Source organism: Paenibacillus sp. PvR098, from assembly GCF_017833255.1.
Taxonomy (GTDB): Bacteria; Bacillota; Bacilli; order Paenibacillales; family NBRC-103111; genus Paenibacillus_G.
This window is the reverse complement of record NZ_JAFIBU010000001.1, coordinates 3,895,488-3,910,965: the sequence shown is the minus strand read 5'-3', so window position 1 is coordinate 3,910,965 and position 15,478 is coordinate 3,895,488. Positions and strand designations below refer to the sequence as shown.

Sequence of the window (15,478 nt, the reverse complement as noted above, 5' to 3'; positions counted from 1 at the left end):
AAGGTTTTGTTTTCACCCGAAGTAGCCGAATAATTTAACCCGCAGGGGGAAGATTTTAATCCGACTGCATCCAAAGCCGCACCCTCTTTGTAATTTAGTCAACAAAAAGAAACCGTTCCTTGGTGAAATGGATGTGCGACCAACCATAACAAAAGGAGCGGTTTCTTTGTACATTCAATATACCATGGATCAACTATGCCTTCCAATGGATTTAGAAGAAGGCATCCCTCAAAATCACCTCGTTCGCGTCGTGAATGAAGCCGTGAATCGGCTCGACGACGCCATCTTTGACACGGCTTACCCTGGAGGTGGACGAGACAGCTATCATCCGAAGATGCTTACCAAACATTTTTCCTGAATATCAGCCGTGTCCCGCGGGTCTTTAATTTTCACTTTTGGGACACCCTCCTCATTTGATCTATCCTAATCGTAATAACCAGCCTGCTTCATCAACGCTTCTACTCGCCCAGCCCCCTCGGTAAGCGCGGTTTTCGCATCCTTCCTGCCTGTCAAATAATCATGAATCGCCGCTTGTACCGCTTCCGACACCTCATCGTAATTTGTAATTCTCGGTCGACCTACGCCGACGCTTAACGAATTACCGAGTACCTGATAATACTCCCGCAAGGTTGCATCGGATACTTTTCTCGAAGCCTCGTAGGCTGATTTACGGGTGACATGCTGGTTAAATTGTAAGTACTCCTTTTGGGTGTTCGGGCCTGTCAAATATTCCGCGAGTTCATAAGCTTCTTGCTTACGCAATGAATATTGGTTTATAGCGATTCCCCAAGAACCGAAATGAGGCCCTCTTACAAGGGTACCGTCGACCTTCACGCCGGGGAACATGAAGTAGCCGACTTGTCCGCCCTTCACCCGCGGATCGAGCTTCATGTTGTGATAATTCATGCCCATGGCTGATTGTCCGAATCCAAAAACAATGGGAACCTCATCCCAAGTATAGTCTAACACGTCCGGCGGAGTTACCTTATGCAGATGAATCCAGTCTCCATAGGTCTTTAGAGCCTGAACTCCCTTTTCATTATGAAAAACAGGCTTTAGCTTCTCGTCAAAAATCTGTCCCCCATACACACTGAGAAAGGATTTGAAATCGACAAAATTAGCCTCATGCTTACTGCCCATCAAGGTGGTGCCATACAAGTCCGGTTTCCCGTCATAATCCGTATCGCGTGTAAAGAACTTCGCAATAGCCAAATATTCCTCCAGCGTTTGTGGGATGGTCAATTCCCGGTTATATACCTTTTGAAACTCATCTTTATATTGGGGATCGTCAAACAAGTCTTTCCGATAGCTGACCGTTAGGACATTGGATTGAATCGGAAGGCTCCATACATCGAACCCGGCTGAGGTAATGGCTTCCAAGCTGATGGTATTTAGCGGCGGAGGCTCCTGCTGAGGAGAATCCTTCTTATAAACGGACGTATCCAAAAACACCTTGGCAATAAAATCATCCAATTGAATGGTATACGGCGATTTCGTATTTTGAATATAGGCGCCCATCGGCTCCAGGTGCTTTATAATTTTGGGCATCCATGGCGTATCCACGGCCATCAGATCATAATAGCCGCTCCTCTGCGCGAGCTCCGAAAACACTTTTTCCTGCAAATTGTTATAGGGCAACGTGCTGACTTCAATGTGAATGCCAGTTTTCAGTTCATATTTCTCCGCTGCAGCGATAACGGCCTCTGAACCCGCTTCATTGGTTGCATAGAGGACACGAATCGTTGGGCGCGGAGCTTGAGTGAGTCCTTGGTCCGGAGCTGTCGTATTTAGCCTTGAACCCAAACAGCCTGTCGTTATCATCATGAAAATAAGCGTTAAGAGGACACCCCATTTAGCCTTCATATTTAACGCTCCTTTTAATCCGACGTAATCCCGTTGTTTCTGCGAATTTCAGACGGGGAATAGCCAAATTCCTTTTTAAATAAACTTCGAAAATACGGATAATCCGCATATCCGATCTCTTCCGAGATTTCATTGATTTTTTTATTCGTGCTAAGCAGCAAGGTTTTGGCAAGCTGCATCCGCTTGCGAGTTAAATATCTTACGAAATTCATCCCCATTTGCTGCTTGAATATTCGGCTTAACGTGACCGGATGGACATTCACGGCCTCTGCAACAGAATCCAGACTGAGATTCGGATCATGGGAGGCTTCAATCAGCTGTAATGCTTGTTTAAACCAATGATTGGATCCGGTATCGTGGTCCTGTTGCTCCAGACTCTTTAAAGCTTTGACTCCGCCGAGCACGAGTTTTCGGATGGTTTCCTTGAGCTCGCTCCAGGTTCTATGTTTGGATACCCACTCCGACCAATAATACAGTGTGTCTTCCTCCAGAACGATGACCTCATGTTTACTTAGCCCTTCATCAAGCAGTGCCATGAGAAGAGCACATTCTCTCTGCAAATCCCCGTAACCCATATTCTCCAAGCACTTAAACCAGGCGTCCAGAGAGCTTTCCAGTTCTGAGAAATCACCCGCTCTGGCGTGATTGACCATCTTCCGCTGCAGTTTAGCGGCCTGCTTCACCCCATGCTTCTGATCATTAGGTTTTGTGATGTATTCGGAAACAGGGACTTGAAAGAATTGAGCTTGCTGTCTCCTTTGATTTTCGAGCAGGAATACGCGCATGAACGATTCCCTTTCCCGAAAGCTGCCTCTGCCTTGATCCGAATCGGCTTTCATAATCATTCCTTGCGTCTCGGAATCCACCCCGAATGTAAGGAGAATATCCTGTGGGGCGGCTTCAAGCTTCAGGAAGTCTAAATGATCACTGAAAATGATCGTCTTCCACTGACGCTCATCAAACCAGAGACTCACATTAAATAACTGTATATTTTTGAGAATTTTAAGGGCATTCGGTGTTTTGGAAAGAAGCACGTCAAGCTCTTTTTCAAAGGCCGACTTGAGATGATGCTGAACCTTCTCCACGATCTCCCGCAGCTGTACGCGGTCGGCAGGCTTTAAGAGATAATCCATGGCCCCATGATGCAGCGCTTTTCTCGCATATTCAAAATCATCATACCCTGATATAATCACTACATACATCGTAGGATACATTAGTTTCAGCTGACGAAGAATCTCGATTCCGTCAATTTCAGGCATTCGGATATCCAAGAACACGAGGTTTGGCTGAACCAGAGCAATCTGCTCCAGCGCTTGACGTCCAAACTCTACGTCAAAGATTTGCTCATGAGGGAAAAGTAAAGTCAACTTCTGAATGATACTGATCCGTACTTCCCTCTCATCGTCAACCACACAGATTTTCATAAATATTTTCAACTCCTTCAAGCAACCCTAAGCTTGCATGGATGGAATAAATCCGAGGGGGAACATCAAGTTGTCGTTCTTTCAATCCCTGAAGCGTATACTAAACCATTTATCATTAAAGCTCAAATTATTCATACTGCTCTTACTTATATCCATTATTCCCGTTTCTCTGGTCAATTTCAGCTCTGAGTTCTTTATGCTGCGTTCCAGCACGAACTATTCCGCGTCGATTTCCACTCAATATGCGCAGTTTGTCTCGCGGGAAATGTCCAGTTATTTACAAAGTTTAGATCAATCGTTCGACAATCTGTTTACAAACACCCAATTCCAGAAATACTTAAATACCCCTGCCGACCGTTTGGCTGAGCAAGCCAGGTATATCATCCAGTTCCGTCCTATTATTAAAAATTCGCTTCAATTTCATCCGGAAGTGCTGGGCGTACTTTATTTAGACCGAATGGGCAAAGTCTATTTCGATTCGTATCAGAAGCGTCTGGATCCGGCGTTTTCTTTTAATGCCGACCCCTTCTATAAGTCTGTATTCACTATGAATACCCCACAGCTTGTCCCCCCGCGGCCTCTGAATTATATTTTGCATGCCAAGGACCGCGCTTTCTCCTATATTAGACCTATCATTAACGTCAATACGGGTGAGACGATGTCTTGGATTATTATCGAAATTCGCGAAGCCAAATTAAAAAATATGCTCAGCACCAATAAAAATGAATCCGATGGGCAGCTCACTTTATACCATGAGGCTTCCGGAGTTACAGTTTCCAATGAGCCGTTGGATCATGAGCTTCTGCTGGATTTACGTAATACGCTTCATAGCGGTACTCCGGAGCGAAAACAATTTCTGTTCACATCTGGAGGAACGGAATATGAGGCCAGCTATGTGGATCTTCTAAACAGTGAGTGGAAATTGCTTTGGACCGCACCCCTCAGCCGAATTAAAGAAGGGGTACGACAAACCTACTATTTGACCCTTTTCATTGCCGCAATCAGCTTAGGGATCGCACTAATCATCGCTTTCCCTGTTATGAAGAGAATACTTCGGCCGCTTTACAGCTTACAACAGGGCATGCATAACCTGGGCCGAGGCAGGTATGTCCCGATTCCGATCACCAATCGCGGAGATGAGGTCGGCTATTTAATTCATAGCTACAATCAAATGCTCATCAAATTGCAGGACATGGAGCGTGAGGTATACCAGGCCAAAATAAAGGAAAAGGAACGGGAGCTGCTGCAGCTGCAAGCTCAAATCAATCCCCATTTTCTGTTTAACACGTTAGAGACGATTGAATCTTATGCCGTACGTAACAACGGTGAAGCTGTCGGGGAGATGGTGCAATCCGTGTCTCGGATGATGAGGTATACCGTGCAGAACGATAACGGATGGGCCTCATTAAAAGAAGAAATCGAATACATCCGAAATTTTATGACCATCCATTACTACCGCAACGGTAAAAATGTGAATGCGCTGTTCGAGATCGATCCTGACGCCCTCGGAATCCCGGTTATGAAGCTGAGTATCCAGCCCTATATTGAAAATGCGATCAAATACGGCTGGAGTCCCTATATGAGCAACGAACAATTTATTCTGAAAGTAAAAGTTGAAGTATTGCACGAGGAATATGTTCAAGTGAAGGTTCATGATACGGGGACGGGCATATCCGGCGACGTGCTGCAGAAGCTTCAGCAGCTTATTCATAGCAAGGGCGAAACGACAGATCCGTTTTTCCGAAAGCATACAGGGATTTATAACGCTTACCGCCGCTTTATCATTGTTTATGGAGACCGTGCGTATTTTCATATCGATAGTTCTCCGGAACACGGAACGGTTATTGAATTCCGCATGCCATTACAAATTCAGAAACCTCAACACTAATACGGGCTGCAGCACAAAATGGTTGCTCTAAAAGCCCTTCAAGCGAAAAAAGGATGGGGGTTTTATGTTTTATCCCTCTCCTTTTTTTACTTTACTTTTCAATCGAATCACGTCTCTGCTCTTTCCACGGATCGCCTTGCTGGTTAATAAGCAACAATCATGCTGGTTATACTTAAATAAAACACTTGACTCACCATAATAAATAAAATAATATCTATATATCGTTATTTCTCGATATCTAAATATCTATCTTCTTATGTTAGGAAGTGGGTGTACTATTTGAATAAAAGTATGGATGATAAAAAAGCGGTAGAAATTTTTAAAGCACTTTCTAATCAGACCAGAGTTAGTATGCTTCAAATGCTAAAAGATCCGAAAACTTTTTTGTCGACACAAGCCCATGTTATTAAAGAAGAAGGATTTGAGGGCGGGGTTTGTGTAAGTGATATTGTTAAAAAAACAGGAATATCACAATCCACCACCTCCCAATATCTTTCAATTTTACAGCAAAGCGGTTTGGTGGAAATGAGAAGAATCGGACAATGGACTTATTACCGCCGAAATGAAGAAACGATCAGACAGTTTGAACAATACATCAGTTTACATTTGTAACTCTTTGTTTTGATAGGAAGTTGCGTCACCCTTATGCTCGAGAAGTATGTAAAGCTTTTTTGGGCAGATGTTATTTATCGATTTATTGTAAAATCTCGATTTGATATGGAAAGGACATATAATTTATGCCTAACTTAGCGAAAGTACCACTTTCCGTACTTGATCCCTCTCCCATTATTGCAGGCGGTTCTGCCGAACAGTCCCTGATCCATACACTTGATTTAGCAAAAAAAGCTGAGGAATGGGGGTATAAACGGTTTTGGTTGGCGGAGCATCACAACTGGGTCGGAATGGCCAGCTCCGCTTCCCCAATTGTGATTGGAAGAGTAGCCTCCGTCACGGAGAAAATACGCGTCGGTTCAGGCGCCATGCTGCTTTCCCATTACTCTCCTCTATCCGTAGCTGAGCAATTCGGTACACTAGAAACATTTTTCCCAGGCCGTATTGACCTAGGATTAGGCCGCGCACCTGGGACCGACTGGTATACCGCTAATGTATTGCGTCAGCGAACAGCCGGCGAACCTGAATTTGCAGAGCGGCTTCAAGAGCTTATCGCTTATTTGTATGGACCCGGAACTGCGACAGAAAATGGAGCACATACCTTCCACGCGATTCCCGGTGAAAAGACGGAAGTGCCGATCTGGCTGCTGGGATCCGCATTCTACAGCGCGGAATTGGCCGGAAAGCTTGGCCTTCCATTTTCCTTTGCCGGACATTTTTCTCCAGGCAATATGATGGAGGCGCTGGCCGTTTACAGAGACAATTTCCGTCCGTCGAATGTGCTTGATAAACCCTATGTCCTATTATCCGTACAGGTCGTTGCAGCAGATTCGGAGAAGGAAGCGCAAAGGCTGGCTACCTCCATGTATCAAAAGTTTTTATTGTTAACCCGCGGACAAACGGCTCCATTACAGCCCCCTGTTGATAATATGGACTCACTTTGGAGTGAGGATGAACGCAGTTCAGTAGAAAACCAGCTGTTTACCTCCCTCATCGGCGATCCATCCGGTGTTAAGCAGCAGTTACTTGAGCTGATTGAAAAAACGGCAGCCGACGAAATTATGGCACACACCGAAATTTTTGATCATGAGGCCCGTTTACGTTCTTATCAAATTTTAGCCGATATTGGGAACAATAAAACCATATAAATTATTATAGAAAGAAGATGACAGCATGTCCGATCAAACAAACAAAAAACTTAGTGCCATCCCATTTTCCGTGCTCGATCTCTCTCCGATAGTCGTCGGCGGCAGTCCCTCCGATTCTTTCCGAAATACGCTGGATCTTGCCCGCCACGCTGAAAAGTGGGGATACAACCGGTACTGGCTCGCCGAGCACCACAATATGCCTTTCATTGCCAGCTCTGCCACCTCGGTCGTCATTGCTCATGTGGCGGCAGGCACTTCAAAAATCCGGGTGGGCTCAGGCGGCATTATGCTGCCTAATCACTCGCCCCTCGTCATAGCGGAACAGTTCGGAACACTTGAATCTCTGTTTCCCGGCCGCATCGATCTTGGCCTCGGCCGCGCACCAGGCTCCGACCAGCGTACTGCACGCGCTCTTAGACGCGACAGCGGCAATAACGGCGAGGATTTCCCCCAGCAGCTGGATGAACTTCGCGCGTATTTTGACCCGTCCTTAGCAGCGGGAAAATCTCAGGTGCGGGCCATTCCCGGCGAAGGGCTTAACATCCCCATCTGGCTGCTTGGCTCTAGCGGATTCAGCGCCCAGCTGGCCGGAAAGCTCGGTCTGCCATTTGCCTTTGCCAGCCACTTCTCGCCTAACAACACCCTGCCGGCTCTTCAGTTATACCGTGAGTCCTTCCGACCTTCAAAAGTGCTGGACAAGCCGTATGCAATGGTCGGTGTCAATGTCATAGCCGCAGATACGGATGAAGAAGCGCGCATTCTGGCCACTACATTACAGCAGCAATTCCTGAACCTGATTCGGGGTAATGAAGTTCCCCTGCAGCCGCCGGTCGATAACCTGGATGATCTCATGAGCGACTATGAAAAAGCGGGCTTGCAGCAGCAGCTGGGCTCCTCCATCGTCGGCAGCGCGGAGACCGTTAAAGAAAAGCTGCAGAATTTTGCAAACGATACCCAGGCCGATGAAATCATGGCCATTGCCCAAGTTTTTGACCACCAGGCACGTCTTCGATCCTTCGAAATTGTGGCTGAAATCACCAACCGTAAAGAAATCAATGCGTAACAAACAATTTCATTCGCATTGTTCAGAGACAGGAAAGTAGCCGACATCGTCGGCTTCTTTTTTATTCATCCCCACCGAATCTCATGCACTCTTTTCATGGCACCAAGGATGGAGAAGCTATTGATCATTATGTTATTTTCGGTCATTTGGATCACGCTGCAATTCATATCGGTTGACGGGACGACCTAAGCCGCCGTAATGCACCTTAATACGCACAATCCCGCGTTTCTCAAGAAATTCCAAATATCGTCTGGCGGTTACCCGGGAAATGCCTACTCCTGCTGCCGTTTCCTCTGCAGAGAGACCGCCGCCCTGAAGCTCCATGACGCTGAGCACCTGCTTAAGTGTCGCCGCATTAAGCCCTTTAGGCAGATCGTCCGAGGGAACTTGCAAGGTATCAACCGGTGCTTCCTTCATTCCCGCTTCATTCCCGGTTTCACCGCTAATCAGTATGCCATCCAGCTGGTCCTGTGTTACCGATTCACCCGGCTTAAGCGCCGCGTGCTGTGCACGGTATCGCTCCAGCGTTTGCCGAACCCGATCGATCTTGAAAGGTTTAATGATGTAATCAAACGCTCCGCTGCGCATCATCGTACGCACAGTCTCCGTATCCTTCGCCGCCGTCACGACGATTGCATCGACTGGAAGCGTTTTTGAACGGATGCGCTGCAACGTAGCAATCCCGTCAAGCGTGGGCATGAATATGTCAATAAAGACCAGATCCGGCTTCAACTGCTCGATCAGCTGAAGTCCTTCCAGACCGTTGGCTGCCATACCTACAACTTGAAAACCATCCACCTGCTCCACAAAATGGCGGTTTACTTCCTGAACCATAGGATCATCCTCAATCAGCAGCACACGAAAAAGCGGTTTCTCTATGTTACTCATCATTATCACCTTTCCCACCTTTCATCGGAAATACGATTTCCATCGATGTGCCCAAACCGATCGAGGAGTCACACATTAACTTGCCGTTTCCTTTCGTTACAATATCGTTCAACAAATAGAGGCCCATACCGCGATTCTCTCCGTCTTTGGTGGAATAACCGCGCTCCAGCATGCGATCAATCGTCTCTTTCGACATGCCGCAACCGTTGTCCTCGACAGCAATGGATAGCAGTTCATCATTTTGCTCGATGCTGATATATACCTCTTTATGTTCAGCTTCCATAGCAACAAGCGCATCGAAAGCATTTTCGATCAGGTTGCCTAACAGCAGTACGAAGTCATGACGGTCAAGAAGTTCTGGAAAGCGTTTGAGCCTGCTGTTCGGATCCAACCGCAGCTCAATGCCAAGCTCCTTACCGCGGCTGATTTTACCTAGAAGCAGTCCAGCCACTCCGTCATCGTCAAAGTTCTGCTGCAGAAACCGCGTGATTTCCTCCTGCTGCTCGGCGATTTCGAATAGGTAGTTTAGCGCCTCCTCCTGTTTGCCAAGCTGAATCAGTCCCGCCGCCGTGTGTATTTTGTTCATGTGCTCATGATTTTGCGCGCGTAGAGCGTGAACAAACTCACGTACGCCGGTCAGTTCTTCGGCCATCCTCGTCACTTCCGTCCGGTCCTGAAATATCCCGATGGCTCCTACCATATCACCTGTCTCGCGGATCGGGATCAGGTTACTCCATAGGATTGTCCCTCCGAACTTCAGTTCTCTGCCCAGTGCGGGCTGTCCTGAATCAAGCACCTCCATCAGCCGGGTTTCCGGAATGACATCGCCGATGGGCACCCCCGTCACATCGCGTCCAACTCCGAAAATTTGTTTGGCGCGTTCATTGAAAATCGTGATGGCTCCACTTCGGTCGATAGCAATGACCCCCTCGTGCATCGCTTGGAACGCCGCCGTACGTTCCCGAAACATTCTGGCGATTTCCTGCGGCTCGAGATTGAACATCTGCCGCTTGATATGGCGTGCCAGTAATACAGAACCGAAAATACCGAACAGCAGCGATAACAGCGAGGTAACGGCGACCGAACGTTTCTCCTCACGGATTAGCTGATCCACGCCTGGCAGTAAGCCGCCCGCCACGACCACTCCGACCTGCTCATGCGCGGCGTTCATGACCGGTACAAAAGCTCGGAGGCCGACACCAGATTCGCTTCTCACCTTAGAAACATACGTGTGCTCGGCGAACGCTGGATCATCCTCTTCTGCGGCAAACGTTCCTCCGATGCGATCCGATAACGGATGGGACAACCGCTTACGGTTCATGTCGAGTACGCTAATATAGGCAACATTATTTAATATCCGGATCTTGTCCGCTACCGGAGCAATATGATCTACGGCATCGGAATTGTCGATGCTTGCGATGACATCCGGCAGGTTAGCGACCGTTTGAGCCGTTATCGTCAGCCGGTTTCTCAGTTCATCCTCCTTGAGCCGGGTGAGGCTGCCGATCAAGACGATACCGCCGATCAGAAGGGAAAAAAGGACCAATCCGAACGAGAGAAGCATAATTTTCCAGTAGATGCGAAGCCGATTCACGTTTCCCCGTCCTTTCGTGCGGTTTATTTTTCTATTTCATTGTGAAATAATAGGGCTGAAATAGCAATAACCTGGAGGTGAGTTCACATAAAAACCGCTGCGGGAATCGGCATCTTTCTTGTGTTTGGATTGCTTGCCGCATATTTGATCGGTTTTCAACCTGATATCAGAGGTGAATTTCCATACGATGAGGAGTACACCGGCCTAAAAGATCGAATTGTAATCAAATTTAGCCATGTCGTCGCCGAGAATACGCCCAAAGGACTCGCCGCGGCGCATTTTGCCCAGCTCGTCAAAGAGAAATCGCAAGACCGGGTCGAAGTCCAGGTGTTCCCGAACGGAATGCTGTATACGGAAGATACTGAAATTGCTGCCCTTCAACACGACGATGTTCAAATGATCGCTCCCTCGTTCTCTAATATGAACCGGATTGATCCCATATGGCTTGTGATGGATCTCCCATTCCTTTTTCGGAATCAACAGGAAGTGGATCTAGCCCTTCAAGGCGCATTAGGCGAACGACTGCTAGCTACACTGGAGCCTCAAGGCATGAAGGGGGCCGCCTTCTGGCATAACGGCTTCCGGCAAGTCACTAATAACGTCCGTCCGATGCGAATGCCTGAAGACTTTCGAGGCTTGACATTCCGAATTCAGCCAAGCCCGGTGTTAAAGCGGCAGTTTGAAGCGCTGAATGCTTCGACGATGAGTACCCCTTTTAATGAGATCTATCGCAGTCTGAAGACCGGCAGGGTCGATGGACAGGAGAACACCATTTCCAATATTCTCAGCAAACGACTGTACCAGGTTCAGCGTTATATGACCATAAGCAACCACAGTTATCTTGGATATATCGTCACATTCAATAAACAGTTCTGGGAGGGACTGCCTCCTGAAGTACAGCAGCTTCTTGAAGAAGCGTTAGCGGAAACGTCGGATTGGAACAACCGGGAAGCCTTATTACACGAAAAACGGCTGCAAACACTGTCTCAAAATCAATTGCTAGAGATTAGGACACTTACCGATGCGGAAAAAGCGCTCTGGAGGGAACGCTTTGAGCCCCTATACGAAGAGTTTACCGCAATCATCGGGAAAGACTTAATGAAAGAATTCCCATTGACCAAAAAGTACTAAACATACAATATGACCGTATTATTGTTTTGATCCGCATTCTCTAATACACTTGGGACTAGAAAAAACGTTTTCAAAAAAAGAAAGTGAGGCTTGTCCCATGAAATTCCGGATCAATCCAAGAAACTTAACTGTACAAGTCGTTATTGCCATCATACTGGGCATCCTCCTTGGACATTTCTTCCCCGAAACGGGTGAAAAACTAAAGGTCCTCGGTGATGTCTTTATCAAGTTGATCAAAATGGTTATTGCTCCTATTGTATTCTTTACCGTCGTGCACGGGATCGCAAACATGGGTGATATGAAAAAAGTCGGTCGTATCGGCGGGAAAGCGCTTTTATATTTCGAGATCGTAACCACGATCGCGCTGGCAATCGGTCTTGTGATCGTTAACCTGGTCAAACCGGGTGCCGGTATCGATGCTACCAAGGCGACCGGCGATATTTCCACGTTTACGGAGAAAGCGGCGGAACAATCCAATCACGGCTTTGTCGACTTTCTTGTCGCCATCGTACCTGATAATGTCGTCGCCGCGATGGCCGGTGGTGATCTGCTGCCGATTCTGTTCTTTGCGATCTTCTTCGGTTTATCTTTGACGGCTATGGGAGAGAAAGCCAAGCCGGTCATTGATTTGTTCGACAAACTTTCACATGCCTTTTTCGGTGTCGTGAACATGATCATGAAAGTATCCCCCATTGCCGCCTTCGGCGCCATGTCGTATACGATCGGCAAATTCGGGATTGAATCGCTTACCTCTCTTGGAAAGCTGATGGGTTCTGTTTATCTTACGATGGCCTTTTTCATTATTGTCGTTCTCGGATCAATTACGAAATATTACGGCTTCAGCATATTCAAATTTATCGCTTACATTAAAGAAGAAATCATGCTGGTGCTCGGCACTTCTTCATCCGAATCCGCATTGCCACGCATGATGGATAAGCTTGAGAAATACGGCTGTTCCAAATCGGTTGTCGGATTGGTCGTTCCTACCGGCTACTCGTTCAATCTGGACGGCACCGCCATTTACCTGTCCATGGCAGCTATGTTTGTTGCCCAGGCATCCGGGGTTGAAATGACCATCTTGCAGCAGCTTACGCTGCTTGGCATACTGATGGTGACCTCCAAAGGTGCTGCAGGCGTCACCGGTTCGGGATTCATCACGCTTGCTGCCACATTGGCCGCCTTTCCTTCCATCCCTCTGGCGGGTATGGCCCTGCTGCTCGGCGTCGACAGATTCATGTCGGAAGCGCGTGCCATTACGAATTTGATCGGCAACGGTGTAGCCACTGTCATCGTCGCTAAATCGGAGAATGAATTTCACCCGGGCGGGCAGCCCGAAACCGTTACTGAACAAGCGGTGGAAGGAACACCTTCTATTCAGACTAATGTACCCAAATCGGTCTAAATTTTATCCAAGCTAATTGTTTTTACGTAAAAGGAGCTGATCCATTGGGATTAGCTCCTTTTACGTAAAATGATGACGATGCCGAGGCCGTAATAGGGTATAACAAAAAGACAGAAAAAGTGCATCCGTTAAACAAGTTAATGGATGCACTTTTTCTGTCTTTTTTTGACTTCACTTGATAACTTTTAATTATCCGTTCAGCAAGAGATCTTTAAGCAACTTAATTTGCTTTCTTTCTCCAGCAATAACAAGTGTCATTTCCGCTGACAGTTGGTCATCCGGCCCTGGATTGATTTTCTGTTTATGTTTCTCCACAATGGCAAGGATCGTGGCTCCAGTTCTTTGACGAACTTGCAATTCGGCGATGGTTTTATTAATCGATTTAAAGTACGACTCCACTTTACACCATTCAATAACCAATTCATCGAGGGCCACTTCATTCGTTTCCAACGCTTTGGGTTTATAGCTCATTCCACCAATGATAGCAGCGATCTGTCTGGCTTCTTCATCATCCAAGGTAACCTGAGAGATACTCTCTTCCGGATCGTCATCTTCAAAATGATATAACTCCCTCCTGCCGTCGTCATGAATGACAATAACTATTTTATCTCCTGATCTTGTTTCCACCTGAAACTTTTTTCCGATACCCGGCAGATCGGATTCTCGAATCGTACTCATTTATCAACATCCTCCGTTCAAATTATCCCACATTTTTAAGTTTTTCCTGTGATTTGTTCCACTTGAATATTTTATTTAAGCCATTATAAATATGCTTCGACTCTTTCGCCAACAGAGGTCCAACAATGGCCAAGACTAAGACATAAAGAGCGGAAAACGGCTTAAGCAGCGGCATTAGCCCTGCGGCTATACCTAAGTTAGCTACAATAATCGTAAATTCTCCACGCGCCATAATGGTAAGCCCGATATTCGTAGATGCCTTATGGGACAGCCCTGCCTTTCGGCCAGCCATCATTCCGGCTATCATATTTGCCAAGATGGTAAGCAATACCGCTCCGATAGCGATCCAGGCAGCATCTCCAAGGGTTAGAGGATCAATACCTAAACCAAAACTAAAGAAGAACACGGCACCGAAGAAATCCCGGAATGGAACAACAAGATGTTCAATCCTCTTACTATGCTCAGTTTCAGATAAAGCAAGGCCGAATAATAATGCGCCAATAGCTTCCGCTACATGTAAGGTTTCTGAGAATCCGGCAATGAAAAACAACGCAGAAAACACGACAATAATAAATATCTCATTTGAGGAGATATTTAACAACTTGTTTAGTATAGGAGTTCCTTTTCTGGCAATAACGAAGAACAAAAGCATATACCCCATAGACATCCCTACGGAAAGAAGGATTCCTCCGATGGATGTAGCGCCTCCAAGAAGCAGACCTGACATGACCGATAGGAATACGGCAAGAAAAAGGTCGTCGAACAAAATCATGCCCAAAATTAACTCTGTTTCAGAGTTCCCGGTACGTCTGAGATCAACCAGAACTTTAGCCACGATCGCAGTGGAGGATACAGACAGCATACCAGCGATGATTAAAGTTTCATACAACGGGAAATTGACCAGAAACCCATAGCCTAATCCAATTGAAAAATTCAATAGAACGTATACTGTTCCTCCAAATACAATGTTGCGACCGGATTTGACCAATTTTGAAACAGAGAATTCCAGTCCTATATAAAATAGAAGAAAGAGAACCCCGATTCGTCCAAGAAATGAAATAACTCCTTGACTCTCTACAAATGTGAAGTCAAATATACCGATTGTTGGTGCATGCGGACCGACTAACATTCCGAGTATAATTAAAAAAGGAATGATGGAGAACTTTAGTTTTCCAGCAATTACAGAAACAATCGCAACTAATATCAATGCGGTTCCAACCTCAAATATCATATGATCCATACAATATGTATCCCCCCCTATTTTTCTAGAGACTACCCCTTGTAGTATACATGAACATACATAAGCAAACAACCTAATGTGCTTTATATAGCGGTTTTTTGGGGCATCACTTGTAATTTTGGCATTTTGAACTACTTCCTCATATCGAGACTGCCCGTTAAAAAATGCTTTATTTAATAATAGAAAACGTGCCCTTTGGAGAAATATAGATATCTCCAAAGGACACGGATATTTGTTAACACTCCATAATTAACTCCTTTTATTATAACCCTAATTATTTACCGAATGGCTTAGCTAAAAATTCCGTAAACACTTCAGGTTCCTGCCAGGTCAAACTTTCAAGGGCCAGAGGATCAAGTAGAATCGAAAGATTTAACTTTGGCGAAGTAATTTCTAACCTCTCCCCATATCTTGTATATATCTTTTTAATAATCACTTGGGTAAACTCATTACCGATGATAATTTGTGGGTCGGCTGGCATTTTCCTCACCCTTGCTATATTTTATATTTGAATTTTTGTTGATAAAGCAGCATTCCAATCCTTATA

The 15,478-nt window shown here is 46.1% G+C and carries 13 protein-coding genes and 1 pseudogene; 7 read left to right on the top strand and 7 right to left on the bottom strand.

Annotated features, from left to right (window positions below; genetic code table 11):
* Positions 1 to 166 precede the first annotated feature (166 nt).
* Positions 167 to 346: pseudogene (locus JOE45_RS19275) on the top strand (transposase); the annotation flags it as partial.
* 77 nt (positions 347 to 423) lie between these two features.
* Here the strand turns inward: JOE45_RS19275 and JOE45_RS19270 are convergent.
* A complete protein-coding gene (locus tag JOE45_RS19270; protein WP_210022801.1) occupies positions 424 to 1,863 on the bottom strand; it encodes an ABC transporter substrate-binding protein in 1,440 nt (479 codons plus the stop codon).
* A gap of 14 nt (positions 1,864 to 1,877) precedes the next feature.
* A complete protein-coding gene (locus JOE45_RS19265; RefSeq protein WP_210022802.1) occupies positions 1,878 to 3,287 on the bottom strand; it encodes a response regulator transcription factor in 1,410 nt (469 codons plus the stop codon).
* Positions 3,288 to 3,357: 70 nt separating this feature from the next.
* Here JOE45_RS19265 and JOE45_RS19260 point away from each other — a divergent pair, with 70 nt between their 5' ends.
* From JOE45_RS19260 to JOE45_RS19245, 4 genes are all read left to right on the top strand, one after another.
* Positions 3,358 to 5,175, top strand: coding sequence for a sensor histidine kinase (locus JOE45_RS19260; protein ID WP_210022803.1), 1,818 nt, complete (start codon positions 3,358 to 3,360; stop codon positions 5,173 to 5,175).
* 291 nt (positions 5,176 to 5,466) lie between these two features.
* Entirely contained in the window at positions 5,467 to 5,787 is a 321-nt protein-coding gene (locus JOE45_RS19255; protein ID WP_210023565.1) for an ArsR/SmtB family transcription factor, read from the top strand.
* A 125-nt stretch (positions 5,788 to 5,912) separates the two neighbouring features.
* Entirely contained in the window at positions 5,913 to 6,935 is a 1,023-nt protein-coding gene (locus tag JOE45_RS19250) for an LLM class flavin-dependent oxidoreductase (protein ID WP_210022804.1), read from the top strand.
* Between the two features lie 25 nt (positions 6,936 to 6,960).
* Complete coding sequence (locus tag JOE45_RS19245) at positions 6,961 to 7,998, top strand: LLM class flavin-dependent oxidoreductase (RefSeq protein WP_210022805.1); 1,038 nt, start codon at positions 6,961 to 6,963, stop codon at positions 7,996 to 7,998.
* A gap of 132 nt (positions 7,999 to 8,130) precedes the next feature.
* Here JOE45_RS19245 and JOE45_RS19240 read toward each other — a convergent pair whose 3' ends face one another.
* Positions 8,131 to 8,886: a response regulator gene (locus tag JOE45_RS19240; protein ID WP_245247397.1), complete on the bottom strand. Its 756-nt coding sequence runs from the start codon at positions 8,884 to 8,886 to the stop codon at positions 8,131 to 8,133.
* Positions 8,879 to 10,480: an ATP-binding protein gene (locus JOE45_RS19235; protein WP_210022806.1), complete on the bottom strand. Its 1,602-nt coding sequence runs from the start codon at positions 10,478 to 10,480 to the stop codon at positions 8,879 to 8,881. The genes JOE45_RS19240 and JOE45_RS19235 overlap by 8 nt, the downstream gene beginning before the upstream one ends.
* Positions 10,481 to 10,567: 87 nt before the next feature.
* On the opposite strand from JOE45_RS19235, the gene JOE45_RS19230 reads away from it, so the two are divergent.
* Together JOE45_RS19230 and JOE45_RS19225 are read left to right on the top strand one after the other, a co-directional pair.
* The gene (locus tag JOE45_RS19230) at positions 10,568 to 11,611 is read left to right on the top strand and encodes a DctP family TRAP transporter solute-binding subunit (protein WP_210023567.1); all 1,044 of its coding nucleotides are present in this window, start codon (positions 10,568 to 10,570) and stop codon (positions 11,609 to 11,611) included.
* Between the two features lie 97 nt (positions 11,612 to 11,708).
* A complete protein-coding gene (locus JOE45_RS19225; protein WP_210022807.1) occupies positions 11,709 to 13,013 on the top strand; it encodes a dicarboxylate/amino acid:cation symporter in 1,305 nt (434 codons plus the stop codon).
* A 189-nt stretch (positions 13,014 to 13,202) separates the two neighbouring features.
* Here the strand turns inward: JOE45_RS19225 and JOE45_RS19220 are convergent, their stop codons facing one another.
* The 3 genes from JOE45_RS19220 to JOE45_RS19210 all read right to left on the bottom strand — a co-directional run bounded on the left by JOE45_RS19220 (position 13,203) and on the right by JOE45_RS19210 (position 15,412).
* Positions 13,203 to 13,691: a cation:proton antiporter regulatory subunit gene (locus JOE45_RS19220; RefSeq protein ID WP_210022808.1), complete on the bottom strand. Its 489-nt coding sequence runs from the start codon at positions 13,689 to 13,691 to the stop codon at positions 13,203 to 13,205.
* Positions 13,692 to 13,713: 22 nt separating this feature from the next.
* A complete protein-coding gene (locus JOE45_RS19215) occupies positions 13,714 to 14,931 on the bottom strand; it encodes a cation:proton antiporter (protein ID WP_210022809.1) in 1,218 nt (405 codons plus the stop codon).
* Positions 14,932 to 15,205: 274 nt separating this feature from the next.
* Entirely contained in the window at positions 15,206 to 15,412 is a 207-nt protein-coding gene (locus JOE45_RS19210; protein WP_210022810.1) for a dihydrodiol dehydrogenase, read from the bottom strand.
* Positions 15,413 to 15,478 lie beyond the last annotated feature (66 nt).

Bases quoted from the DNA above. Each gene is read 5' to 3' on its own strand.
- JOE45_RS19270 (WP_210022801.1), bottom strand. From the start codon at position 1,863: ATGAAGGCTAAATGGGGTGTCCTCTTAACGCTTATTTTCATGATGATA.
- JOE45_RS19240 (WP_245247397.1), bottom strand. From the start codon at position 8,886: ATGAGTAACATAGAGAAACCGCTTTTTCGTGTGCTGCTGATTGAGGAT.
- JOE45_RS19215 (WP_210022809.1), bottom strand. From the start codon at position 14,931: ATGGATCATATGATATTTGAGGTTGGAACCGCATTGATATTAGTTGCG.
- JOE45_RS19225 (WP_210022807.1), top strand. From the start codon at position 11,709: ATGAAATTCCGGATCAATCCAAGAAACTTAACTGTACAAGTCGTTATT.
- JOE45_RS19250 (WP_210022804.1), top strand. From the start codon at position 5,913: ATGCCTAACTTAGCGAAAGTACCACTTTCCGTACTTGATCCCTCTCCC.
- JOE45_RS19265 (WP_210022802.1), bottom strand. From the start codon at position 3,287: ATGAAAATCTGTGTGGTTGACGATGAGAGGGAAGTACGGATCAGTATC.
- JOE45_RS19220 (WP_210022808.1), bottom strand. From the start codon at position 13,691: ATGAGTACGATTCGAGAATCCGATCTGCCGGGTATCGGAAAAAAGTTT.
- JOE45_RS19245 (WP_210022805.1), top strand. From the start codon at position 6,961: ATGTCCGATCAAACAAACAAAAAACTTAGTGCCATCCCATTTTCCGTG.
- JOE45_RS19210 (WP_210022810.1), bottom strand. From the start codon at position 15,412: ATGCCAGCCGACCCACAAATTATCATCGGTAATGAGTTTACCCAAGTG.
- JOE45_RS19255 (WP_210023565.1), top strand. From the start codon at position 5,467: ATGGATGATAAAAAAGCGGTAGAAATTTTTAAAGCACTTTCTAATCAG.